Origin of the sequence: Ureibacillus aquaedulcis (genome assembly GCF_030418165.1) — a bacterium.
In the GTDB taxonomy this organism is placed as follows: Bacteria; Bacillota; Bacilli; order Bacillales_A; family Planococcaceae; genus Ureibacillus; species Ureibacillus aquaedulcis.
The window spans coordinates 278723-302230 of record NZ_JAUHTQ010000003.1; the positions used below are offsets into that span (position 1 = coordinate 278723).

25 protein-coding genes and 1 tRNA gene are annotated in these 23508 nt (G+C 40.7%); 2 read left to right on the top strand and 24 right to left on the bottom strand.

The genetic code is table 11. The features are described 5' to 3' along the window. Positions 1-102 precede the first annotated feature (102 nt). Both QYB95_RS06135 and QYB95_RS06140 read right to left on the bottom strand, forming a co-directional pair. Entirely contained in the window at positions 103-1131 is a 1029-nt protein-coding gene (locus QYB95_RS06135) for a sugar-binding transcriptional regulator (RefSeq protein WP_301137407.1), read from the bottom strand. Positions 1132-1288: 157 nt separating this feature from the next. Further along, positions 1289-1516, bottom strand: a complete 228-nt coding sequence (locus tag QYB95_RS06140; protein ID WP_301137539.1) for a glutaredoxin family protein — start codon at positions 1514-1516, stop codon at positions 1289-1291. A 126-nt stretch (positions 1517-1642) separates the two neighbouring features. Between QYB95_RS06140 and QYB95_RS06145 the strand changes: the two genes are divergently transcribed. Beyond that, a complete protein-coding gene (locus tag QYB95_RS06145; protein WP_301137408.1) occupies positions 1643-2263 on the top strand; it encodes a spore coat protein in 621 nt (206 codons plus the stop codon). 206 nt (positions 2264-2469) lie between these two features. Here QYB95_RS06145 and QYB95_RS06150 read toward each other — a convergent pair whose 3' ends face one another. The 4 genes from QYB95_RS06150 to QYB95_RS06165 all read right to left on the bottom strand — a co-directional run bounded on the left by QYB95_RS06150 (position 2470) and on the right by QYB95_RS06165 (position 5390). Next, positions 2470-3192: an amino acid ABC transporter ATP-binding protein gene (locus tag QYB95_RS06150; RefSeq protein ID WP_301137409.1), complete on the bottom strand. Its 723-nt coding sequence runs from the start codon at positions 3190-3192 to the stop codon at positions 2470-2472. After that, on the bottom strand, positions 3189-3896 hold the full coding sequence (locus tag QYB95_RS06155) for an amino acid ABC transporter permease (protein WP_301137410.1): 708 nt from the start codon (positions 3894-3896) through the stop codon (positions 3189-3191). Before QYB95_RS06155 ends, QYB95_RS06150 begins: the two co-directional genes overlap by 4 nt. Before the next feature lie 24 nt (positions 3897-3920). Then, a complete protein-coding gene (locus QYB95_RS06160) occupies positions 3921-4724 on the bottom strand; it encodes a basic amino acid ABC transporter substrate-binding protein (protein WP_301137411.1) in 804 nt (267 codons plus the stop codon). 591 nt (positions 4725-5315) lie between these two features. After that, a tRNA-Arg gene (locus tag QYB95_RS06165) sits at positions 5316-5390 on the bottom strand. 421 nt (positions 5391-5811) lie between these two features. On the opposite strand from QYB95_RS06165, the gene clpP reads away from it, so the two are divergent. After that, positions 5812-6402 (top strand): ATP-dependent Clp endopeptidase proteolytic subunit ClpP, encoded by a 591-nt coding sequence (gene clpP, locus QYB95_RS06170; protein WP_301137412.1) that lies wholly within the window; start codon positions 5812-5814, stop codon positions 6400-6402. A 116-nt stretch (positions 6403-6518) separates the two neighbouring features. Here the strand turns inward: clpP and QYB95_RS06175 are convergent, their stop codons facing one another. The 18 genes from QYB95_RS06175 to hprK form a co-directional block, all read right to left on the bottom strand. Further along, positions 6519-6776 (bottom strand): HPr family phosphocarrier protein, encoded by a 258-nt coding sequence (locus QYB95_RS06175; RefSeq protein ID WP_301137413.1) that lies wholly within the window; start codon positions 6774-6776, stop codon positions 6519-6521. 140 nt (positions 6777-6916) lie between these two features. Next, a complete protein-coding gene (whiA, locus tag QYB95_RS06180; protein ID WP_301137414.1) occupies positions 6917-7861 on the bottom strand; it encodes a DNA-binding protein WhiA in 945 nt (314 codons plus the stop codon). A 72-nt stretch (positions 7862-7933) separates the two neighbouring features. Then, entirely contained in the window at positions 7934-8896 is a 963-nt protein-coding gene (locus tag QYB95_RS06185) for a gluconeogenesis factor YvcK family protein (RefSeq protein ID WP_301137415.1), read from the bottom strand. Positions 8897-8900: 4 nt separating this feature from the next. Next, positions 8901-9785, bottom strand: a complete 885-nt coding sequence (gene rapZ, locus QYB95_RS06190; protein ID WP_301137416.1) for an RNase adapter RapZ — start codon at positions 9783-9785, stop codon at positions 8901-8903. Positions 9786-9801: 16 nt separating this feature from the next. Next, positions 9802-10272, bottom strand: coding sequence for an NUDIX domain-containing protein (locus QYB95_RS06195; protein WP_301137417.1), 471 nt, complete (start codon positions 10270-10272; stop codon positions 9802-9804). Positions 10273-10818: 546 nt separating this feature from the next. Further along, positions 10819-11766: a thioredoxin-disulfide reductase gene (gene trxB, locus QYB95_RS06200; protein WP_301137418.1), complete on the bottom strand. Its 948-nt coding sequence runs from the start codon at positions 11764-11766 to the stop codon at positions 10819-10821. 138 nt (positions 11767-11904) lie between these two features. Then, positions 11905-13428 (bottom strand): tetratricopeptide repeat protein, encoded by a 1524-nt coding sequence (locus tag QYB95_RS06205; RefSeq protein WP_301137419.1) that lies wholly within the window; start codon positions 13426-13428, stop codon positions 11905-11907. Between the two features lie 209 nt (positions 13429-13637). Beyond that, positions 13638-14270: a bifunctional phosphoribosyl-AMP cyclohydrolase/phosphoribosyl-ATP diphosphatase HisIE gene (gene hisIE, locus QYB95_RS06210; RefSeq protein ID WP_301137420.1), complete on the bottom strand. Its 633-nt coding sequence runs from the start codon at positions 14268-14270 to the stop codon at positions 13638-13640. Continuing rightward, a complete protein-coding gene (hisF, locus tag QYB95_RS06215) occupies positions 14267-15025 on the bottom strand; it encodes an imidazole glycerol phosphate synthase subunit HisF (RefSeq protein ID WP_301137421.1) in 759 nt (252 codons plus the stop codon). Before hisF ends, hisIE begins: the two co-directional genes overlap by 4 nt. Then, positions 15019-15666: an imidazole glycerol phosphate synthase subunit HisH gene (hisH, locus tag QYB95_RS06220; RefSeq protein WP_301137422.1), complete on the bottom strand. Its 648-nt coding sequence runs from the start codon at positions 15664-15666 to the stop codon at positions 15019-15021. The genes hisF and hisH overlap by 7 nt, the downstream gene beginning before the upstream one ends. After that, positions 15663-16268 (bottom strand): imidazoleglycerol-phosphate dehydratase HisB, encoded by a 606-nt coding sequence (gene hisB / locus QYB95_RS06225; RefSeq protein ID WP_301137423.1) that lies wholly within the window; start codon positions 16266-16268, stop codon positions 15663-15665. Before hisB ends, hisH begins: the two co-directional genes overlap by 4 nt. Position 16269: 1 nt before the next feature. Continuing rightward, complete coding sequence (gene hisD / locus QYB95_RS06230; RefSeq protein ID WP_301137424.1) at positions 16270-17550, bottom strand: histidinol dehydrogenase; 1281 nt, start codon at positions 17548-17550, stop codon at positions 16270-16272. Positions 17551-17565: 15 nt separating this feature from the next. Further along, positions 17566-18189 (bottom strand): ATP phosphoribosyltransferase, encoded by a 624-nt coding sequence (hisG, locus tag QYB95_RS06235; protein ID WP_301137425.1) that lies wholly within the window; start codon positions 18187-18189, stop codon positions 17566-17568. Then, entirely contained in the window at positions 18186-19352 is a 1167-nt protein-coding gene (locus QYB95_RS06240; RefSeq protein ID WP_301137426.1) for an ATP phosphoribosyltransferase regulatory subunit, read from the bottom strand. The genes hisG and QYB95_RS06240 overlap by 4 nt, the downstream gene beginning before the upstream one ends. Before the next feature lie 1056 nt (positions 19353-20408). Continuing rightward, the gene (locus QYB95_RS06245) at positions 20409-20924 is read right to left on the bottom strand and encodes an acyltransferase (RefSeq protein ID WP_301137427.1); all 516 of its coding nucleotides are present in this window, start codon (positions 20922-20924) and stop codon (positions 20409-20411) included. 4 nt (positions 20925-20928) lie between these two features. After that, positions 20929-21570 (bottom strand): pyrophosphatase PpaX, encoded by a 642-nt coding sequence (ppaX, locus tag QYB95_RS06250; RefSeq protein WP_301137540.1) that lies wholly within the window; start codon positions 21568-21570, stop codon positions 20929-20931. 40 nt (positions 21571-21610) lie between these two features. Next, positions 21611-22486, bottom strand: coding sequence for a prolipoprotein diacylglyceryl transferase (gene lgt / locus QYB95_RS06255; protein ID WP_301137428.1), 876 nt, complete (start codon positions 22484-22486; stop codon positions 21611-21613). A gap of 42 nt (positions 22487-22528) precedes the next feature. Next, positions 22529-23467 carry an HPr(Ser) kinase/phosphatase gene (gene hprK / locus QYB95_RS06260; protein ID WP_301137429.1) on the bottom strand — a complete coding sequence of 313 codons (939 nt, stop codon included), beginning with the start codon at positions 23465-23467 and terminating at the stop codon, positions 22529-22531. Between the last annotated feature and the right edge of the window lie 41 nt (positions 23468-23508).

A 23508-nucleotide genomic window follows, 5' to 3' on the forward strand; every position in this document is an offset into this window, starting at 1 on the left:
CCAAATAAATAATATTTATATAACTTTCAATAGGCGTTTACAGTTTTGCCTATAAAAAAATAAATTAACCATAAATTCATGACACTTTTTTAAATCAAAGAGCTACTTTTCCAGAATGGCGTTTGCTGCCCCTTCATCCGTTATAAGAATTGTCTGATGTGCCGGTTCCTTCTTGAAATACGCCTGGATTGCTTTTGCCTTGAGACTTCCACCAGCAACGGCAATTATATGTGGACTTTTCTTTACTTGTTGGAGCTGTATGCCAATCGTATTAATTCGGTATATTATTTCGCCGGCTTCGTCAAAATAATAACCGAAGGCTTCTCCAACCGCCTTTTTTTCATCCAACATCTTGATGATGGCTTCACTGGAATCCCGCCTGTGCGCCATTTCCTTAGATGTCCCGATTCCGTGTATGACAATATCAATGTGGTCATAAAAATCGAGAACTTCCTTCACAACCGGTTCCTGAATCATCGTCATAAAGGCTGTTTCACTCAGTTTCTCCGGCAAATACAAAGTACGGAAATCTGCTCCGCATTTTGACGCAAACTTGGAAACGAGCGTATTTGCCTGAAGACTCATTTCATTGCCCAGACTTCCGCGTGCTGCAACAAAAGTTAGCGTACTCAGGGATTTTGAAGGACTCATAAAGTTCTTCAAGGCCGCTACTGTACTTCCACCCGTAATCGCCACGGTAAAATCCTTATCGGCGATCGTCGTTAGATATTCGCTCGCTTCTTTGCCTATGAGCATTTGCGTATTGGCATCAACATTAATATCACCAGGAACGATGATTACTTTCTTGATCCCCAAGATTTCAGCTAGTTTTTTCTCTTTTGTACGAAGGCCAGAAACTTCCTGAAACATACTTTTTAGTTCTTCAAGAATTTCATACCCTTTATTTGTACAAATCATGCCTTTTTGTGTTGTTTCAATGAGACCCTGGTTATTTAACAATGTGATTTCGTTACGAACCGTTCGTTCCGAAATATGCAATGTTTCCAGAATCATCCTTCGACCAATCGGCCCAGCGACAGCAATTGTTTGCAAAATGCGATACCTTAACTGAATGATCGGCGATAATTCCGGAACAAGAAGTTGAACAGCTTGTTGAGAATTATTTTTCAAAAAATACACCTGCAGCTTTCAATGGGTACGTTTATGTCCCGCACAAACATTTTTGTCCCACTTAAAATAAAAAAATATCTTATACTTAGAGTATACATTTTCCAGTTAAATTCTACAAATATTTTAATTTTATTTTTTGAAGCACTCCGAATTATGCTTAGAGTGCTTCATAGAGTGTGGCATAATCGAGATTTCCGTATTGAAGTACTTGTCCATCCTTTTCAACGACAGGAATCATGAGCATGTATTTTTCATGCAGCGCTTCGTTTTCTTCTATATTAATGATGTCAATTTCAAATTGAAAATCACTTTGGAGGATTTTTAAAGTCATTAATCCTTCCTCGCACAGCGAACAACCCGGTCTTGTATAAAAAGCTACTTTCATCATTGCTTCCTCCAAACTAAATCCTCTTTTTTTAAGAATCGCAAAATTCAGCTGAATAATCAACTTGTAACTACACAAACTATATACGTACGATTTTGTACACTAAAATCTGGGAGGAATACTATAATGGACAATCAATTCATGAATGAATCTCAAGCAGCTCAAGGAAATATGCCTTTATCAATGAACCACGGTGCACACGAAGTGCTGGATGTACATGAAGTTCTGAATGCTTCAATCGGTGCAATGAATACATTTATCTTCTTCCGTCCTCATGTACAAGACCAAGAGCTTATGAATATCTTGGACAGACAATATGCATTTATGTTGGACGAGTATAATATTACGGCTGAATGTTTCAAGACAGGACAAGATCCAAGCCACCCAACACGTTCTTACAAAATGCAAATGGGCAATGATACAAACTATGGTTTAACACCAAGCCAACCGAAGAAGCCAATGACTTCTGCCAACGAAATCAATGACGGCATTATTTCTGGCTTCCTGTTAACTTGCCATAAAATGGGTGCTACTGGCAAAACAACAGCGGCTCTTGAGTCTACAAACCCGGTTGTACGTCGTGTATTGCAAGATTCAATCCAGAACTGCATCGAAATGGCTTACGAATTATCACTTTACCAAAACAAAAAAGGATTATATCAAGTGCCTCAACTTTCTCCAGCAGACATGCAAACAATGTTGAATACGTATGGTCAAGCTGATAAAGCGAAAGATATGCCTAACTAAGAAAAGCGCAATCGCCCTGCTTAGCCACGACAAGCGCTGGAGCATCCGACAAGAAGGCGCTATTTGCCTTCGTAGGAGGAGGCGAAGCGACTCGAGGGGCTGGGGGATGGAGCTAGACATTCTTCAAAAGAACATATACTTTTTAATTCAAGAAAAAACGAAAAGATCCATTTGATGTTTGGTCATCAAATGGATCTTTGCTTTAATTAGAGGACTTTGCCCAAGAATGCTTTAGTTCGTTCATTTTTTGGCGCATCAAAGATCGACTCTGGTTTATCTTGTTCCACAATATAGCCGCCATCCATGAATACAACACGGTCTGCAACCTCACGTGCAAATCCCATTTCATGAGTTACCACTACCATGGTCATCCCTTCAAATGCCAATTGCTTCATAACGTCCAGTACTTCTTTTACCATTTCCGGATCTAATGCCGATGTTGGTTCGTCAAAAAGCATCACTTTCGGTTTCATGGCAAGTGCACGGGCAATTGCAACACGCTGCTGTTGACCGCCTGAAAGCTGTTCAGGATAATTATAGGCTTTTTCTTTCAGTCCAACCTTATCCAACAATTCCAATGCCAGTTTTTCAGCATCATTTTTTGATAGTTTACGTATTTGCATCGGTGCCATCGTAATGTTTTCCAAAACAGTCATATGAGGGAATAGGTTGAATTGCTGGAACACCATCCCAACCTCTGTCCGGATCAAGTTGATATCGGTTTTAGGGTCATTCACTTTCACACCCTCTATGTAGATAGCTCCATCCGTAATTTCTTCCAGCAAATTGATGCACCTTAGAAACGTACTTTTACCGGAGCCTGAAGGACCAATAACACATACCACTTCTTTTTCCTGGATCTCATAGCTGATTCCTTTCAGCACTTCCAACTGGCCAAAGGATTTAGTCAAGTTTTCTACTTTAATCATATGCCAAGTCCGCCCTTCTGCTTTCTACGCGGATTGTAGCTATTGCTGAACCGTTTCTCCACATACGCAATAAGCTTTGTTACTAGATAAGTTAATACTAGATACATAAACGCCGCTACCAAGTATGGCTCCCAGAAACGTTGGTACGCTCCAGCCACTACTTTCGCCGCATATAGAATATCGCTTGCCGCAATTACTGTTACAAGGGATGAATCCTTCAGTAATGCGATAAATTCATTTCCTAAAGGCGGAATCATTCTACGAAAAGCCTGTGGCAGAATAATCTTGCGCATTGCTTGATTGTGCGTTAATCCCAATGAACGGGCTGCTTCCATCTGCCCTTTATCAATCGATTGAATCCCTGCACGAATGATTTCGGCATTATATGCAGCACTATTCAAGATAAGGGCTGTAATCCCTGAAACCATAAATCCAAACGATTGCCCGAATACTGCCGGGATAAATGCTAAGTGGATGATCAAAATTTGAACAAGCATCGGTGTGCCTCGAAATAGATCTACATAGATCTTGGAAGGCCAATAGATCCATTTCTTTTTGGACGTTTCACCCAGCCCTAATAATACTCCCAGGATGATACCACCGATATATCCACAGATTGTCAGTACAATTGTTACCCATAGTCCACGCAAAAATAATTCACGGTAGTTCCAGATTATGTCCCAGCGTAGGTCAAAGATGTCCATCTGAAACACACCTCCAATCATTCATTATTCGATCTCTTGACCTGTAATTTCTGCTAACTTGCCATTCTCTTTAATCTTTTTAAGTCCATCGTTTAAAAGATTCAGTACTTCTTCGTTGCCTTTTTTCACCATTAAGCCGTAGTACTCTTTTTCAAAACTGTCGTCTTCGATTGTTTTAATTGGAGCATCAGGATTATTTTTCATGTACTCTATTAATACTGCGTTATCACCTAGTGCTGCATCAGCAGTTCCATTAATTACATCCTGAATTGCAAGAGGCTGATTTTCATAAGCAAGGATGTCCGGGTTTGTTTGCCCTAGAATCTTCTTGGCAGCTTCATGTGAAGTTGAGTTGATTTGCACGGACACCTTTTTGTCTTTTAAGTCTTCTACCGAAGTGATTGACGTATTGTCCTCTGGAACAACAATCAATAAAGTCGATTCAAAGTATGGATCCGTGAAATCATATGATTCTTTTCTTTCATCCGTAATCGTGATTCCTGCAGCTCCAAAGTCAATTTCGCCAGTCGTGATTTGAGAGAATACCGGTTCCCATCCGATATTTTTCAATTCATAGTCAAAATCCATTTCTTCTGAAATCGCATTTAGTACATCTACGTCAATCCCGACAATATTGCCATTGTCATCCATTGATTCGAATGGTGCGAACGTTGCTTCTGTTCCTCCTACTAGTTTAGTAGTGCCATCCTCGCTGGTACTTCCACCCGTTTCACTACCTGTTTCAGATCCCGCTCCACAAGCAGCCAAAATTATTGATGCTGCAGCAACTGGTGCAACCAATGAAAATAACTTTTTCTTTTTTAACATTGTAATTCCTCCTGAGTTTTCTATTTATTTTCTATATAATTATTCAGATTCTTATAAAATCGGAAAATATGTTTATAATTATACAAACTACTTAATATTTAAACAATACTTTTTTTAAAAAAACTACTTCTGACTGTTAACATATACATGTTAGGGGCATAAAAATTGTATAAGGGAGAGCCTAATCCTATTGTATAATTTACTCTAGGTGTTTCATTATATGAGGTATAGAGGGGTTTCTATGTATAATTGCTCAAACTTTCCCTTGTATGGTAGGAATCAATTTTTCCCTGCAAACTGTTTACAACAAAAAAATGGCCCGAAAAGTTATTGAAAACTTTTCGGGCCATTCTTTCTTTATGGTTTCAAACCTTAAACAAAACTAAACACCTATATCGTAACTTATAAAAAAATTATATGAAAAGATTGGTAAATGATAGTTTAAAGAGAATGAATTTGGGATAAAATGAATTGGTACAGTAATTGCATTTTATCCCTTATCTTTCATTCCCTCTGGATTCTATTAGGCTGCTAAACTAATAGATCCATGGAAGGTCTACCTTATTAAAATTCATAGTTGAAGCAGTAAAATGGCGCCCTCGGAGGGAATCGAACCCCCAGCGGAAGAACCGGAATCTTCAGTGTTATCCATTACACCACGAGGACATTTTATAATAGGAAAACTTGCTCGTAACGCTAAAATTGGAAATTGTTCTTCATTTACATAAACTGATGATGCTTTAGGACATATCGCCAATATAAAATAAGACTTTTCTATTATACAAATGTATACAAGTTAATTCAACTATAAAATTAGGGCTAAATTTGATTATATTGTGTCCAATTTAAGGCAAAGCTACTCCCTTTTTGTAAATGGTGATCATTGAGATCAATATTCCTTTTCTTTGCTTCTTATTTTTAAACTAGGTCATAGAATAATAGCGGATAAAAACTTGCAAGATTTTAGTAAAGGACAGTGGTTTATATTTGACCTTCCTTGACTATTCTGTGTATGATATGTGTACAGCTAAAAGAGAATGCTTTTAGCGTCAAGTTAACGACTAAATCTTTTTAAGGAGGATTTACCATGAATTTAATTCCTACAGTTATTGAACAAACAAGCCGCGGAGAACGTGCATATGACATTTATTCTCGTCTTTTAAAAGATCGTATCATCTTATTGGGTAGTGCGATCGATGATAATGTTGCCAACTCCATTGTGGCACAATTATTATTCTTGACAGCAGAAGATCCAGATAAAGATATCTCTTTATACATTAACTCACCAGGCGGATCGATTACAGCAGGTATGGCTATCTACGATACAATGCAATTCATCAAGCCACAAGTATCTACAATTTGTATCGGTATGGCAGCTTCAATGGGTGCATTCCTGCTTGCAGCTGGTGAACCTGGTAAACGTTTTGCATTGCCAAATGCTGAAGTGATGATCCACCAACCACTTGGCGGCGCTCAAGGGCAAGCAACTGAAATCGAGATTGCTGCTAAACGCATCCTCTTCTTGCGCGATAAATTGAACAACATTTTAGCGGAGCGTACTGGTCAACCATTGGAAACAATCGCCAAGGATACAGACCGCGATAACTTCATGACTGCTGAAACTGCGAAAGAATATGGTCTAATCGACAACATCATTACTCGCATTGAAGATAAGTAAAAAGTACAAAGGGTGAAAGGGACTCAATTCCTTTTCACCCTTTTTTTGTATAAAAAAAGGGCATCTCCTAACTACTGTGAGATGCCTGCTTGCGAGCGTTTACAATATATTCTAGTTTATTCTTCTTTTTGAATAAGTGATACTAGTCCATCTACAGCTTCCTGTTCGTCTTTCCCATCAGCAATCAACGTGATTGTTGTACCTCTTGCTATGGCTAGACTCATGATTCCCATGATCGACTTAGCATTTACTTTCTTCTCGTCTTTTTGTAAGTACACTTCAGATTTGAATCGATTTGCTTCCTGCACAAACAATGCCGCTTGTCTTGCTTGCAAACCCGATTTCAATTTTACTTCCACATTGGTTTCAACCATTTACGATACTCCCTTTCAAACCGTTCATCTCTTACATTTATCTTATCTAAATTGTATGAAAAGAACAATAATACAATCCTATAAATTTGAAAACTCCAGTAAAATTTACAATTATACGCATTTTACACCATTTTTCAAGTTTATTTAATGGTTTCCCCTCGTCTTAAAGCATCCGCAATTTCATCAATCTTGCGTAATCGATGGTTTACACCCGACTTACTTACCGCACCCGTAGAGACCATCTCGCCAAGTTCTTTAAGTGTCACATCTTGATATTCCACTCGCAGCCTAGCAATTTCTCTTAGTTTTTCCGGTAGTTGATCTAAGCCAATCGCGTTTTCAATAAAGCGGATATTCTCTACCTGACGTATGGCTGCCCCGATTGTTTTATTTAAATTCGCTGTTTCACAGTTGACGATTCGGTTTACACTGTTTCGCATATCACGCAGGATTCGCACATCCTCGAACTTTAGCATTGCCTGTACCGCTCCCACAATTCCCAGAAAGTCAGATATTTTTTCCGCTTCTTTTAAGTAGGTTACAAAGCCTTTTTTACGCTCGATAGTTTTGGCATTTAAGTTAAATTTGTTCATCAAATCAGCCAAAGCTTCACCATGTTCTTTATATAGCGAGTAAATTTCTAGATGGTAGGCAGAAGTTTCAGGGTTGTTTACAGAGCCACCTGCCAGAAATGCACCACGAAGATATGCCCGTTTTTGATCTCTATTTGAAAGTAATGAAGTAGAGAGAGAATGATTTAGTTGAAAGTCCTCGGACAAAATATCCAAATCTGCTAATAGTTCACGAGCACCGTCACGAACACGGCAAATGTAAACATTATTTTTCTTTAGGCGCATTTTTTTTCGAACCAGCAATTCTACATTATATGGATACAACTTTTTAACAATTGTATATAGCCTTCTTGCAATGGCAGCATTTTCTGTCTGTACATCCAGACTGAGCTGTCTGTTTGTAAATGATAATGTTCCATTCATGCGGATCAGAGCTGAAACCTCTGCCTTTAAACAATTATCATCGGATTGTAGCTGCGTTAATTCCTTTTTCGTTTCGGAAGCAAATGACATCTTTCTCCCCCCTTTCACTATGTATGAAAACTATCATACCACACAATCCCGATCTGGCACCTTGTATGTTTTTTACATTCGCGTCAATGTGTAGTCGGACAGCCACTTGGCAATTTTATTTGACTCATGGCGGACGACGCCGGAGTGGATCGTGGCAATCTCTTTTTTAATTACCTCGAGGCCCATACTTTCCAGCTTCTCGATATCAAACAACACAGGCTCCGCATTCTCTTCTTTATAGTTTTCTTTAATTGGTGGCGGCAGTTCAATATCATTTACCAGGATGGCATCCAAACAAGGTTTGCCCACATGATCATAGATTGCTTGAACATGATCGGTCGCCCGGTAATTCAGCGTCTCCCCCTGCTGCGTCATAAGATTGCAAATATAAATTCTTTTTCCTTTTGCTCTTACTAATGCCTTTCCAATTTGTTTGACAATCAAATTGGGAATGATGCTTGTATATAGACTCCCTGGTCCAACAAGAATAAAATCCGCTTTTTCAATTGCACGAATGGCCTCAGGAAGCGGTTTCACTTCCCCTGGAACTAAAAAGACCCGTTTAATCGGCAAACGAGATTGGGGAATTTTCGATTCTCCTTCAATGATTGAACCATCCACTAGTTCCGCATGCAAAGCGATTTTTCTATTCGCTGCCGGTATAACTTTTCCATGCACTTTTAATACTTTGCTCATTTCTGCGATTGCATGGCTAAAATCACCTGTAATATCGGTCAGAGCAGTCAGCATTAAATTCCCTAGCGAATGGCCGCCCAAGTCATCGGATTGTGAAAACCGATACTGGAACATCTGCTCCACTAATGGCTCTATATCAGAAAGCGCAGCAATGACATTCCGGATATCACCAGGCGGCGGAATATCGTAGTCATCACGAAGGCGGCCTGAAGAGCCTCCATCATCTGCCACTGTGACAATTGCAGTGATGTTGAAAGGATAGTTTTTTAACCCGCGCAACATCGTCGATAGGCCGGTGCCCCCTCCTATCACTACAATATTTGTTTTTTGTTTCTTCATTCCGTCAATCCTTTCTGCGATTGATATCTCGGTGGGTAATTGCGGTTTGGTAGCTATTGCTGAATAACTTACCATAGTGTTCAGCTAGCGTGACAGACCGATGCTGTCCTCCTGTACAACCAAAAGCAATTACCAATTGCGATTTCCCCTCATTAATATATTGTGGGATCATAAATTTGAACAGATCCGTCAGCTTTGCGATTAGTTCTTGCGCTTCCTCTTGGGCCAGCACATAGGAAGATACCTCTTCTTGCAGACCAGTTTTTGGACGTAATGCTTCCACATAGTATGGATTCTTTATAAACCGAACATCAAAAACAAGATCTGCATCAATGGGAATTCCGTTTTTATAACCGAAGGACATGACATTGATTGAAAACTTTGGACTAGCGGGGTTGGAAAACTCTTTCCCTATTCGTTCCCTCAATTGCCTTGGCTTCAGTTGGGAAGTGTTATAAACGAATTTCGCTCTCCCCTTCAACTCACTAAGCAGTTCTCTTTCCTTGCGAATCCCCTCAAGCGGTGCTCCCTTTGGTGACAGTGGGTGCGAACGCCGGGTTTCTTTATATCGCTGGACGAGTGTTTCATTCTCTGCATCCAAAAATAATACGCGTGTATTAACGTATGCTTCTTTTTCCAAGATATCTAGGGCATCGATCAGGGAATCAAAAAATTCCCCTCCCCGCATATCCATGACAGCTGCAATCTGTGTAATATTGCGCTCCGATTCCTTCATTAAAGCTAAAAAAGTTGTTAATAATGCAGGGGGCAAATTATCTATGCAATAATATCCCAGATCTTCAAAGCTTTGAACAGCCACTGTTTTTCCAGCCCCGGACATTCCTGTAATAATGACTATCTCATGTGTAAATTCCTGAATATTACCCATGTGATCATCTCCCTTTTCAATTCTCTTTCGATGATTGAAACCTTTCTTCTATCAGTTCATAATCTATCGTATAGGTAAACGTCCCATATTGAATGCCTTCATCCAACGCCGCAAACAGTAAGTTATTGCGGTCGCCTTCCGCCATTGGCAAGTTACGCAGCGCTTCGATTGGATGCCATTCCAGGACGCCTTCTCTGGTTTCCGTAAACTGATGATCACCGACTATGCCATGTGCAACGAATGTATAAAGCATCCACTCATCAACGGTCTTCTCGCCATCCTTGATAATCATCGTATAGACCCCTTTTAAATGTGGATTCGCTGGGGTTAAGTTTGTTTCTTCTTGAAATTCTCTACTAGCTGCTTCATAGATCGATTCTCCACTTTCCATCTTTCCTCCCGGAGCAACATACCAACCTCTTCTTGGTTTTTGGAGAAGTAGAACCTTTCCATCTTGGATTGCTAGTAAGTTTGCTATTCGTTGCATGACAACCACCTCAAATCATTTGTTACCCTATATTACGTATTATACCTTATGAAATAGTCATTCGCGTAATCGAAAAGCTTGATTTCATTCATTGTTTACTTGAAAGAACTTTGGTAGGACACAAAATAGAAATAGTATGTTTATTTATTGGTTTTATTAATAAAGATTCTAAATTTGTATTTTTTAGGTGAGCGGGCTTAGCACACAAGCCGCTGAGCCAACTTGTTGTCTCAACGACTTGTCTTAGTGCTTATGTAAAGGCCCGCTCACAAAGGTACCGATTCTATAGTTTTCGGATTTATTGCGCAGCTTACATAGTAGGCTGCGGTTCCTTTATTAGGACAACTTTCTGCATATTCGTACGTTGATTTCAACAATAAAATCAACACTTTTAAATATTTTGACCTACACAGAATAATTCCCCACAAAAAAAAGTTGCTTCCTGTTGATGGAAGCAACTAAAAAACTAAAAAGGGGGGTTAAAGCTTATACCCTTATTATAGCGTTTGTTTATTTCAAAGAGGTTACAGAAGAATTAAAACCATATTAATTCTGGCTAATTTTCTCAGTTAACTCTTCTACATAATGCTGTGCTGATTGAGCCGCAATACTTCCGTCACCTGTTGCTGTAACGATTTGGCGAAGCATTTTTTCACGAACATCTCCAGCCGCAAAGATACCTTTTACGGACGTTTCCATTTTATCGTTCGTTACGATATAGCCGTGTTCATTTAAAATACCCAAGTTTTTAAATGGCGCTGTTAATGGGTCCATTCCAATATAGACGAATACTCCGTCTGTCTGGAATTCTTGTTCACTGCCATCAACCGTTGAAACAAGTGTTACACTGCCAACTTTGCCGTCTTTTTCATTGATTTCTTTGACTGTGTTGTTCCAGATGAAATCAACTTTTTCATTGGCAAATGCACGATCTTGCAGAATTTTTTGAGCGCGCAGTTTATCACGACGGTGTACAATCGTTACTTTGTCGGCAAAGCGAGTTAGATATACGCCTTCTTCTACTGCAGAGTCTCCTCCACCTACAACAACCAGGTGTTTTTGTTTGAAGAATGCCCCGTCGCAGACTGCACAGTAACTTACGCCACGTCCACCAAGTTCTTTTTCTCCCGGTACACCCATTTTTTTATACTCCGCACCAGTTGTTATAATGATAGAACGTGTTTTGTATTCTTTTGAACCTGATTTAATTACTTTGTATTCTTCACCGTCAATAATTTCCGCTACGTCGCCATAAGCATATTCGGCACCGAATTTTTTGGCATGCTCGAACATTTTCGTAGAAAGCTCAGGCCCTAAAATTGTTTCGAATCCAGGGTAGTTCTCGACTTCCTCTGTATTGGCCATTTGTCCGCCAGGAATCCCACGCTCGATCATTAATGTAGCCAAGTTTGCACGTGAAGCATATACTGCTGCCGTCATCCCCGCAGGACCTGCACCGATTATTACTACGTCATAAATTTTTTCTTCAGCCATTACAATAGCCTCCTTATAGAAAAAGCGCTACATTCAGCAGCTTCTATTTATCTTGAATATACTAATCTTTCGTTTAAGTATATTTCCTTCTTTTCTTATCCTAGGACAATCTGCTCGCAACTTCAACTTTATTGCTTACTAATCGAATGGCAGGTATTCGATCAATTCCTCCACATACTTCGTCAGTGTTGCAGTGGATATGCCGAACTTTTGTGCATAATGCTTCTTCGTCACCTTATTGCTGTTGATTGTCGAAAAGAACATATACTCCACTGCTGCAGCCAAGGCCGTAATATTTTTAAATGGATATTCATCTTTTAGTGCCCGTTCGCTTAAAACAAACCACATCTGGAACAAATACTGAACCTCCAATGTGATGGTTGAGGTGCTCTTGTAAAGCTCTTCTGCGACCTGCATTGAACGGACAAAATGTTTTTCCATTTCATTGGATTCATCAAATTGATGCCCCAGTGCATAGGCTAAGCAAAGTTTTTCAACACCACTATATTTAGCAAGCTCGATAATCTTAGGATGTGCAATAATTTCTTGCTTATAAGCTGATTTGCTGAGCAGGAAAAATCCAAACATGCGGTGTGTACTATATTCACTGGAAATTTTTTCGATAATATAATCCCGGTTATTTTCCAGGGACTCCCTATCTGCTTCCACTTCCACATCCAGCCAAGGTTCAAGCCCATCCTTGGAAGGATCCATGTTTACAAGGACTTTCCAGGCCTGCTTTCCTTCTTCTGCGTAGCCACTGAAATAAGCCGCTTGCGCTAACCAGAAATAAAACCCTGCGTCCCCGGCAAATCCTTTTCGCTTCATGCTTTGAAGCCATTTATAAGCCAGTTCGTACTCACCGATCAAAGCTAATGTCGCTCCTAGCTTATAGCGGTTTTCCCAGTCATAGGGATTAATTTTCTTGAGCATTTCAACAAGTTGGGATAAATCTTGTTCATCCTTTTCATAGTATGCAATGACCGCCAAATTGCAGATTGCATGCAAATTCCCCAAATTTTCGCGAAGTACTTGATGCAGCAATGCTTTCGCTTGTTCTGCTTCCTCCATATAAAAATAAGCTAGGGCCAGATTATTGTAGGCAGGCCATAAATCCGGGAACTGTTCGATTAATTGTTCCAGCACTTCAATCGCTTGGTTAAATTGGCCGTTTTCCATAAGGCGGCGAGCTTTTTCCTGGGCGATTAATTTTTCAGAGTCTTCTTCATCCAATGGTTCATTTTCAATATCTTCAAATTGAACAAATTCGATGATTTCTTCCGCCTCTTCTGCATACATTCCGTCTGGTTCCATTTCAAGATACATTTCTGCATACTTTTGGGCGTCTCGAACCATCCCCATGCAACCTGAAACTTCCGCCAAAAAAAAGACATGCTCGGGTTCACTTGGCTCTAAACTGTAGGCAGTATGAATCAATTCATATGCTTTTTCGAAGTTTTGAGCTTCCATTTCCAATATGCCAAATTGCATTAGTACATGTGCGTCGTCCGGGCTAAGTTCAGCAGCCCGTTTCATATATTTATACGCTTTATCCATCTGGTCTTTATCCATAGCTTTCAGCGCTTTATTGAAATAATAATCACCGTTTGGAATAAACGATACAACATTATTAAGTTTTTCTTTTTGACGTTGATTTTCCAAAGTACATCCTCCGAACTAAATTCATTACACCTTGGCGTAATTACATTGCTTTATAAGACCGAAAAGTCGCTAAAACAAAGTAAAAGGAACGTAAAGTACGTTCCTTGGACAATTAAACTTATTATAACATAATTACGTCATACGTCATTATTTTAGTATTTACAGGGTTCTAAATAATATCCACTTTTTCTAGAAGAAATTGACTTGGTTTATTTAGTACTTGCTCTTTTTTCAGCGTGCCGTGATTTTAAGACTTCCAGTACATCGTACAAATCTACTTTTTGTTCCTGCAGCAGCACAAGTAAGTGGTAAAATAAATCGGCCGTTTCCCACTTCACTTCCTCGGCATCGCGGTTTTTCGCCCCAATTACCACTTCGGTTGCTTCTTCGCCGACTTTTTTGCAAATTTTATCGATCCCTTTTTCAAATAAATAGGTCGTATAAGCACCCTCCGGCATATCGATTTCGCGCTGGCGAATAATATTTACTAACTGCGGAAGTATGTCGACAGATCCAACATTTTTCTTTTCCACAATGGCATTTGTAAAGCACGTAGTTGTACCCGTATGACATGCAGGTCCTGCCGGCAAGACCTCAACCACCAATGCATCCTTGTCACAATCCGCCTTGATTGAAACCACCTTTTGAATATTGCCGCTTGTCTCCCCTTTATGCCAAAGCTCCTGCCTTGACCGGGAGTAAAACCAAGTTTCGCCTGTTTCGATTGTTTTTTGAAGCGATTCTTCATTCATGTAAGCCACAGTTAAGACTTCTTTCGACTGCGCATCCTGTACCACTGCCGTTATTAATCCTTTGTCATCGAACTTTAATCCTTCCATCATCTAACACAAACCCCTTTTTCGCGTAGGACTGATTTTACTTCAGCTACACTTGTTTCTTTATAGTGGAAAATTGATGCTGCCAAAGCCGCATCCGCATCTACTTCTTTTAATACTTCAACAAAATGATCGGCGTTGCCGGCACCACCGCTGGCAATGACAGGAACCGTGACGGCATCTCGAACTGCCTTTGTTAGTGCTAAATCAAAGCCCGTTTTTTCACCGTCTTGATTCATGCTTGTTAATAAAATTTCCCCTGCACCGAGACGCACTGCTTCTTTCGCCCATTCGACAGCTTGCCACTCCGTTTTGTTGCGGCCACCATGGGTATAGACCATCCAAGTTCCATCTTCTTCCGAGTATCTTGCATCAATTGCGACCACGATACATTGAGCCCCGAAGAAATCCGAACCTTCCTTTATTAGTTCAGGACGTTCCAATGCAGATGTATTTACGGAGACTTTGTCTGCTCCTGCCCGCAGTATTCGCTTCATATCCTCCAAAGTGCGGATTCCGCCACCTACCGTAAATGGTATGGCCAGGCTTGAGGCCGTTTTGCGGACGACATCCACCATCGTTTCACGCCCTTCATGGGAGGCTGAGATATCCAAAAATACAAGCTCGTCGGCACCTTGCTCATCATAGAATTTCGCCAGTTCAACCGGATCGCCGGCATCTCGAAGCTCCACGAATTGAATGCCCTTTACAACACGCCCCTCTTTCACATCAAGGCATGGAATAATACGTTTTGTCAGCATGTTTGCACCCCCACACCTTCCAGCCATCGTTCTAGCAGGAACACACCAAACTCCCCTGACTTTTCAGGGTGGAACTGCATCCCGCATACATTCTCCGCCTGCACTACACCAGGCACTTCTGTTTCAAAATAATCTGCTCCTGCCACAAGTTGTTCCCGATTGATATTCGTTGCGTAAAATGAATGGACGAAATAAACATACTTGCTTTCAGGTAATGATTTATCTTCCAACCATTTCGGTAGGCACTTGAATTCCAGCGTATTCCAGCCCATATGTGGTACGCGGTATTTTGTACCATCCGATGTTTCACCCGAAAATCGTGTGATTCTTCCATTAAAGAATCCAAAGCCTTTTGTCGTAGTGACTTCATCACTTTCCTCAAAAAGCAATTGCATCCCCAGGCAGATACCCAGAAGCTGTTTACCGGCATCCACCTGTTCACGGATGAAAACATCCAAACCTGTTGCGGCTAAACGCTTCATTGCATCAGGAAATGCACCGACTCCCGGTAGGATAAGGGCATCGCTTGCTGCCAATTCTTGGGGATCTGCAGAAACTACTACTTCACACTCCAGTCTTTTCAACGCTTGTTCTACGCTGAATAAATTGCCCATACCATAATCGATTACGCCAATTTTCATGTCAACAACCCTTTCGTCGATGGGACGCCTTTCACTCGGGGATCGATTTGTACCGCATCGTCAATTGCCCTAGCCAAAGCCTTAAAGATTGCCTCAATAATATGATGTGTATTATGGCCATAAGGAACAATCACGTGAACATTCATGCGTGCTTCCAATGCGAATTTCCATAAAAATTCGTGGATTAATTCTGTATCGAATGTACCCACTTTTTCTTTCAACATAGGTTCTACACGATACTCTAAATGTGGTCTGTTCGAACAATCGATTACCACTTGTGCCAGTGCATCATCCATTGGGACAAAGGCGTTTCCATAGCGCTTGATGCCTTTTTTGTCTCCAAGTGCTTCACGAATGACCTGACCTAATACGATGCCGATATCTTCTGTCGTATGGTGGTCATCGATCTGTGTATCCCCATCCGCGATGATCTTGCCATCAAATAAACCATGTTTGATAAATAAATCCAGCATATGGTCCATAAAAGGGACCCCTGTATTTACTTCTGCTTTTCCGGAACCATCTAAATTTAATTCCACCGCGATTTTCGTTTCATTCGTATTTCTTTCGATTCTTGCAAATCGTTGCTTTTGTTCTGTCATATTAGTACCCTCCTTTAGCCCAACCACGGGACTCTACTGCACGGGCATGCCCTTCCAGCCCTTCCATCCTTGCAAGTCGTGCGATTTTCGGTGCATTTTCTTGCCATGTTTTTTCGCTGTAATACACTACACTGGATCGCTTAATGAAGTCATCCACATTTAAACCACTTGCAAAACGTGCTGTACTATTTGTTGGCAGTACATGGTTTGTCCCAGCAAAATAATCTCCTACCGGCTCTGAACTATAACGGCCAATAAAAATCGCGCCTGCATGGCGAATTTTCAATGAGTCTTCCTCCGCATTAGCCGTTACAATTTCTAGATGCTCTGGAGCTAACGAATTAACCGCACGTATTGCCTGTTCCATATTTTCTGCTATATATATTCGACCAAAGTTTTCGATTGATTTACGCGCAATTGTCTCCTTTGGCAATTCTTTTAATTGTTTTTCTACCTCGACTGCCACATCTTGTGCTAATTTTTCACTCGTTGTAATAAGTACTGCACAAGCCAGGGCATCATGCTCTGCCTGTGATAATAAGTCAGCGGCAATTTCATCCGCATAAGCTGTATCATCAGCCAGGACGGCAATTTCACTAGGCCCGGCAATCATATCAATCGCCACTTCACCAAACACTTCCCTTTTCGCCAATGCGACGAAGATGTTCCCGGGACCTGTTATTTTATCGACAGATGCAATCGTTTCCGTTCCATAAGCCAAAGCTGCAATTGCTTGTGCCCCACCAACTTTATAAATTTCATTGATGCCTAAAATCGAAGCAGCTACTAGAACCGCATCCGGGAGCTTCCCATCCTTCCCTGCTGGAGAGGTAATGATAATTCGTCCAACTCCTGCGACTTGGGCCGGAATCACATTCATCAGCACTGAAGAAGGGTATGCAGCCAACCCGCCAGGTACATACAAGCCTACTGCATCCAAGGGGACAATTCTTTGTGCCAGCCACGAACCATTATCCAAAGGCAACTTGTATCCATCACGTTTTTGTGCCTCGTGATAGTATCGGATATTTGCTGCTGCCTCTTCTAAATCCTGTTTAAGTTGAGGGTCAAAGTTTAGCACCGCTTGTTCTATCTCGTCCGGTGCAACGCGGAAGTCATCCAGCCGAATGCCATCCCACATCTCGCTATATTTCCGAAGGGCTTCATCTCCATTCTGGCGAACATCCTGAAGCACTTGTCGAACAGTTTTTAACTGTTCTTCATTTCCACCTTCCAGCTGTCTCTTTAAAGAGATTGTATCCGTTAAGTTTGTAATTTTCACAAATAGCCCTTCTTCCTAACTGACGATATTTTTCAGACGTGATACTAACTCTTGAATTCGTGCACTTTTCATTCGATAACTAACCGGATTTGCAATCAACCGGGAGGATACATCTGTAATGTGTTCGTATTCCACAAGACCATTCTCTTTCAATGTTCTCCCCGTAGAAACGATATCAACAATGCGATCCGCCAACCCGATCATCGGGGCAAGTTCAATCGATCCGTTCAATTCTATGATTTCTACTTGCTCGCCAATTTCCTTGTAATAGTTCATGGCAATATTGGGATATTTCGTTGCAATACGCGGCGCGATTTCATTCATTGTTGTGTTGGGCAAACCTGCCGATGCGATGTAGCATTGACTAATTTTCAAATCCAATAGCTCATGTACATTTCGACGCAGCTCCAATAATGTATCCTTACCCGCAATTCCGAGATCTGCTACACCGTGTTCAACATAGACAGGTACATCTGTTGGTTTGGCTAGTATAAAACGAATTTGTTCTTCCGGTATTTCAATCATTAGTTTTCGAGACATTTCAACTTCCTCGGGCAAGTTAAAACCCGCATCAATAAGCATCTGATATGCTTCCTCAAAAATTCGTCCCTTTGGCATGGCAATTGTTAAATGACTCATTCTGCTACATCCTCCTGGTTGACATACACGATTTTGTCGAAGTGCTTTGCAAATGCCTCTTCATCTACTAATCCTTTACGGGACTGTAAGGTAACTCGTTTCCCTTCTTCTCGATATGAGTTAGCCATTTCTAATGCTTTTGTAAATAGCACTTCTTCAAAAATAATCCCGATTGTTTGAGTAGAAGATGGTTGGGATGGTATTACCTCTAAAAGTCGGTCTACCCGAATTCCGAACCCAGTTGCCCCAACTTCCGTTCCGAAGTGCTGCAATAATCCATCGTAACGGCCACCATTCCCTAATGCAAAGCCACTTCCTTCAGCAAACACCTCAAAAAGCATGCCCGTGTAGTAATTCATATGACTTGATAATGTAAAGTCTAGTGCAACATATTGCGATAAGCCCCCAACTTCAATAAGCTCCATTAGCTGCTGCATGTATTCCAGTGAATCATTTTTGCGTACATACTTCTCTATATCGCGAATCGATACAAAACTTGTTGCTTCACTGATGAATTGAAGTAAAGCATCCGATTTTGTTTTAGGTAGATCGAAGCTCTCGACCGCTTCCTCAAAACCAACGTAGTTACGTTCAACTAATAACGTTCGCAACGTATGGGCTTGTTCGTTGCTTTCTGTGTAGTCTTTTAAAATACAATTTAACACGCCAGCGTGACCGATCGTAATCTTGAATGAGCTGATCCCAAAAGCCTGGATTAAATGAATGACCGTTATGATTACCTCTGCGTCCGCGTATACTGTACCGTCCCCGATGATTTCGATTCCCATTTGACCAAACTCGGCGGGCCTTCCACCTTCCGTTTGCTGGGCACGGAAGACATTCGCAAAATAGGCTAAACGCAATGGAATTTTTTCTTTTAATAATTTCGAAGTGGCCACCCGGGCAATCGGTGTCGTCATATCCGGGCGAAGAACTAATGTATTCCCTTGACTATCGACTAATTTAAATAATGAAGCATCATAGATTGCAGACGCTTTACCTACTGTATCAAAGTACTCAAGGCTTGGTGTTTGAATAAAATCAAAGCCGCGAGCATGCAAAAATTCACGACCTATTTGACGGACTTTCTCTGTTTTTTCATAAGTGATCGGGAATGTATCACGCATTCCCAATGGTTTTTCAAACATTTTGATCGATGACATAATGACACTCCTATCATTTTCACTTTAGCGTGCTAGAGAATTAGAGAACTGATATATTAAAGTAATTTTACCGAACAACTATCAGTTCGTCAATCTATTGATTTTGAAATATCAAATATTATAAAAATTAAGACTTCTCTATTATAACTTTTCTTGATTGATAGAAAAACAGGTGACTGGGGAAAAGTAAGTTGTGTATTTGTTGGGAGTGAGTGAGGTTAAATGGAATTTGTTAGGGTTCTAGTTTTCGGATGAGATAGATATGTTTATTTGCGAGTTGGACTGGTTTAGTTGCGAGTTCGAGAGCTTTACTTGCGAGTTTCACTATTTTACGTGCGGGTTTGGACACTTTTCGTGCGGGTTCTAACACTTTACGTGCGCCTTCACTTCTTTCGTGCGAGTTCAATCACTTTACGTGCGACTTCCCACTGCTTACGTGCGAATTCGAACACTTTTCGTGCGCCTTCACTTCTTTCGTGCGAGTTTGACCCCTTTACGTGCGACTTCCCACTGCTTACGTGCGAGTTCGAAGACTTTACGTGCACCTTCACTTCTTTCGTGCGAGTTTGCCCCCTTTACGTGCAACTTCCCACCGCTTACCTGCGAATTCGAACACTTTTCGTGCGCCTTCACTTCTTTCGTGCGAGTTCAATCACTTTACGTGCGACTTCCCACTGCTTACGTGCGAATTCGAACACTTTTCGTGCGCCTTCACTTCTTTCGTGCGAGTTTGACCCCTTTACGTGCGACTTCCCACTGCTTACGTGCGAGTTCGAAGACTTTACGTGCGCCTTCACTTCTTTCGTGCGAGTTTGGACACTTTACGTGCGACTTCCCCCTCCTTACGTGCGAGTTCCATCACTTTACGTGCGCCTTCACTTCTTTCGTGCGAATTTGGACACTTTACATACGACTTCCCCCTCCTTACGTGCGAGTTCAATCACTTTACGTGCGACTCTCCCCTGCTTACGTGCGAGTTCAATAACTTTACATGTGCCTTCATTCAATTTACATACGACTTTAATCAAAAAAAAATCTAAAAGCATATACATACTTTTAGATTCCTCTCTTTTTTCTTTCCGCCAGTTGCTCGGCTGTGTAAATAATTTGCATTGGGTTGCCTCCAACCATACTGCCGGCTGGGACATCCTTATGCACTAAGGTTGCTGCAGAAACAATCGCCCCATCTCCAATTTCCACCCCGGGCAGGATGGTGGAATTGGCACCGATCATTACCTCGCTCCCAATCTTCACATCACCAAGACGGTATTCTTCAATTAAATACTCATGGGCTAGAATCGTCGTATTATAGCCGATAATGGTATTATTTCCGATGGTTATTCTTTCGGGAAACATCGAATCAGGCATTACCATCAAAGCAAGTGATGTCTTATCACCAATCTTCATATGTAGAAACGTACGATAAATCCAATTTTTCATACTCATAAATGGCGTTATTTTGCCAATTTGAATGAAAATAAAGCACTTCATCACTTTCCAGAAAGACACTGTTTGATAAACTTTCCATAATGAGTTTGCTCCTTGCACAGGGTATCGTTCCGTCCTTCTCATCTGATTAAGACTCCTCCACAATCGTTAATAGGTCAGACATGTGCTGTAAAATATAATCCGGATTAAATGTTCTTAAAAACTCTTCTCCCTTGATGGACCATGCCACACCAGCCGTTTTCACACCTGCATTCTTCCCTGCTTCGATATCATGATAATTATCTCCGATCATCATGACTTCCTCTTTTTCCACACCTAATTTTTCAATGGCCAGCAGCACCGGCTCTGGATCAGGTTTAACTTTTTTAACATCGTCCAGTCCAACCACAAATTCAAATAGATGCGAAGCTCCCATTAGTTCCAATCCTTTTGCAATCGTATCTCGCCTCTTGGTAGAAACAATTGCTAATCGGATTCCCTGCATTTTAAGCTTTTCTAATGTGTCTACTACCCCATCATATTCCGTTACTAATGCGTCATGGTTTTCTTGATTCCATTGTCGATATTTCTCAATCATTACTTCTACTTCGTCTGGTGTTATTTGTTCAAAGGTTTCTATTAATGACGGACCAATGAAATCCATGCAATCTTTTGGCGAATATTGCCCAGGAAATCGTTCTTCCAATACATACATAAATGTTTGTATGATCAAATCATTTGTATTTAATAATGTTCCATCGAAATCAAATAGCAAAGCTTTCATGCTGATTTTGCAACTCCTTTATCTCTTTACGAGTTCCGTTGACTGCTTACTTTTTTCTGGCTTTATTTTTTGAATTGTTTTTTGCGGAAGTGTTGGCAATTTTTTCCTCATCCAGATAACGAACAACAGGGCGGACCATCATTCTTCGATAAACAATAAAAGCGATGCCGAGAATAATTGCTAGAATTGAAACGACTTGGGCAGAACGCAATTCCCCAATTAGGTATAAACTGTCAGTTCGCATTCCCTCGATATAGAATCGGCCGATAGAATACCAAATCATATAACCGAAGAAAATTTCTCCGCGATGCAAGTTTACTTTTCGTAAAATTAGTAGAATAATCAGACCGACTACATTCCACATCGATTCATATAGGAATGTTGGATGGACATATGTACCAAGATCTTGAACATACATCTGTTCAATAATCCAATTTGGAATCATTAAATTCTCTAAAAACTCACGGGATACTGGTCCACCGTAGGCTTCCTGGTTCATGAAGTTGCCCCAGCGTCCAATAATTTGTCCAATTAAAAGACTTGGTGCAAGTATGTCTGCTACCTTCAAAAAACTGATGCCTTTTTTCTTGCAGAAAATATAAGCAGTAATAACAGCACCAATCAAGGCACCATGGATTGCTATACCGCCATTCCAGATTTGAATAATCTTCTCGGGATTAGCCCCATAGTAATCCCATTTCATCGATACATAATAGATGCGAGCACATAAAATTGAGATTGGAATCGCCCAAATTAGCAAATCTGCTAAAAAGTCTTCAGGCAACCCTCTTTTTACAGCCTCTCTTTGTCCTACAAAATATGCTAGTACAATTCCAGAAGCGATCAAGATTCCGTACCATCTTACTTCAATGCTCCCCAGCGAAAAAGCAACAGGGTTTATTGCAAGTAATATTTGTTCCATTTAAATACTCCTCTCATTTAAAACACCTTTTCCAAAAAACGGTTAGTAGTCATCCTCATCTTGAATCGCAATGACTTCATCCAATCTCCTAGAAAATTCTTGTGCCGCGTTTACACCCATTTTTTTCAATCGATAATTCATGGCTGCTACTTCGATGATTACAGATACATTTCGTCCTGGTTGAACAGGAATGGTTAACTTGGTAATATCTGTATCAATTATCGTCATTTTCTCTTCATCTAAACCTAATCGATCATAGGCCTTATCCGGATCCCAGTTTTCCAGCTCAATGATTAACGTAATTCGTTTTGTTGGACGGATTGCACTGGCCCCAAACAGGGTCATTATATCAATAATTCCGATTCCACGGATCTCCAGTAGATGCTCCAAGAGAGGTGGTGGACTGCCTATTATTAAGTCTTCCGTTTCCTGGCGAATTTCGACACAATCATCCGCAACAAGCCGATGTCCTTTTTTAATAAGCTCCAGCGCGGTTTCACTTTTACCAACACCGCTTTTGCCGATTATTAAAACACCAATTCCATATACATCGACCAGAACCCCATGCACTGCTGCTGTAGGCGCTAACTCACTTTCAAGGTAATTGGTTAGTCTGCTTGAGAAACTTGACGTTTTCATCGAAGTACTTAAAACCGGAACATCGTTTTCATTGGAAGCAGCAATTAATTCCACCGGCACTTCCAAGCCTCTTGAAACAACGATGGCAGGAGTTTCATGTGAACAAAGTTTCAACATCCGTTCCTTTTTTAATTCGGTCGGGAGCATTTCAAAAAACGATAATTCAGTTTTACCGATGAGCTGAACCCGGTCTGCACGGTAATGCGTGAAATAGCCCGCCATTTCAAGTCCTGGCCTCGATATATCACTCGTTGTAATATAACGGCCAACCCCTTCATGCCCGCTTACTAAGGTTAAATTAAATTTTTCTATGACTTCCTTTGTCGTTACTTGAATACTCATTACCCCCTACCAATATTGATACTTACTCTTGACATATAGTA

What these genes read in the sequence shown, in the direction of transcription:
- hisB (WP_301137423.1), bottom strand. Translation starts at nt 16,268, where the DNA reads ATGACAGAACAAAAGCAACGATTTGCAAGAATCGAAAGAAATACGAAT.
- hisG (WP_301137425.1), bottom strand. Translation starts at nt 18,189, where the DNA reads ATGAGTCATTTAACAATTGCCATGCCAAAGGGACGAATTTTTGAGGAA.
- QYB95_RS06240 (WP_301137426.1), bottom strand. Translation starts at nt 19,352, where the DNA reads ATGTCATCGATCAAAATGTTTGAAAAACCATTGGGAATGCGTGATACA.
- QYB95_RS06140 (WP_301137539.1), bottom strand. Translation starts at nt 1,516, where the DNA reads ATGAAAGTAGCTTTTTATACAAGACCGGGTTGTTCGCTGTGCGAGGAA.
- QYB95_RS06150 (WP_301137409.1), bottom strand. Translation starts at nt 3,192, where the DNA reads ATGATTAAAGTAGAAAACTTGACTAAATCCTTTGGCCAGTTGGAAGTG.
- lgt (WP_301137428.1), bottom strand. Translation starts at nt 22,486, where the DNA reads ATGGAACAAATATTACTTGCAATAAACCCTGTTGCTTTTTCGCTGGGG.
- QYB95_RS06155 (WP_301137410.1), bottom strand. Translation starts at nt 3,896, where the DNA reads ATGGACATCTTTGACCTACGCTGGGACATAATCTGGAACTACCGTGAA.
- hprK (WP_301137429.1), bottom strand. Translation starts at nt 23,467, where the DNA reads ATGAGTATTCAAGTAACGACAAAGGAAGTCATAGAAAAATTTAATTTA.
- hisIE (WP_301137420.1), bottom strand. Translation starts at nt 14,270, where the DNA reads ATGATGGAAGGATTAAAGTTCGATGACAAAGGATTAATAACGGCAGTG.
- trxB (WP_301137418.1), bottom strand. Translation starts at nt 11,766, where the DNA reads ATGGCTGAAGAAAAAATTTATGACGTAGTAATAATCGGTGCAGGTCCT.
- QYB95_RS06175 (WP_301137413.1), bottom strand. Translation starts at nt 6,776, where the DNA reads ATGGTTGAAACCAATGTGGAAGTAAAATTGAAATCGGGTTTGCAAGCA.
- whiA (WP_301137414.1), bottom strand. Translation starts at nt 7,861, where the DNA reads ATGTCATTTGCTTCCGAAACGAAAAAGGAATTAACGCAGCTACAATCC.
- QYB95_RS06245 (WP_301137427.1), bottom strand. Translation starts at nt 20,924, where the DNA reads ATGAGAAGGACGGAACGATACCCTGTGCAAGGAGCAAACTCATTATGG.
- QYB95_RS06195 (WP_301137417.1), bottom strand. Translation starts at nt 10,272, where the DNA reads ATGCAACGAATAGCAAACTTACTAGCAATCCAAGATGGAAAGGTTCTA.
- clpP (WP_301137412.1), top strand. Translation starts at nt 5,812, where the DNA reads ATGAATTTAATTCCTACAGTTATTGAACAAACAAGCCGCGGAGAACGT.
- QYB95_RS06160 (WP_301137411.1), bottom strand. Translation starts at nt 4,724, where the DNA reads ATGTTAAAAAAGAAAAAGTTATTTTCATTGGTTGCACCAGTTGCTGCA.
- QYB95_RS06145 (WP_301137408.1), top strand. Translation starts at nt 1,643, where the DNA reads ATGGACAATCAATTCATGAATGAATCTCAAGCAGCTCAAGGAAATATG.
- rapZ (WP_301137416.1), bottom strand. Translation starts at nt 9,785, where the DNA reads ATGGGTAATATTCAGGAATTTACACATGAGATAGTCATTATTACAGGA.
- hisF (WP_301137421.1), bottom strand. Translation starts at nt 15,025, where the DNA reads ATGCTGACAAAACGTATTATTCCATGCCTTGATGTGAAAGAGGGGCGT.
- hisH (WP_301137422.1), bottom strand. Translation starts at nt 15,666, where the DNA reads ATGAAAATTGGCGTAATCGATTATGGTATGGGCAATTTATTCAGCGTA.
- QYB95_RS06185 (WP_301137415.1), bottom strand. Translation starts at nt 8,896, where the DNA reads ATGAAGAAACAAAAAACAAATATTGTAGTGATAGGAGGGGGCACCGGC.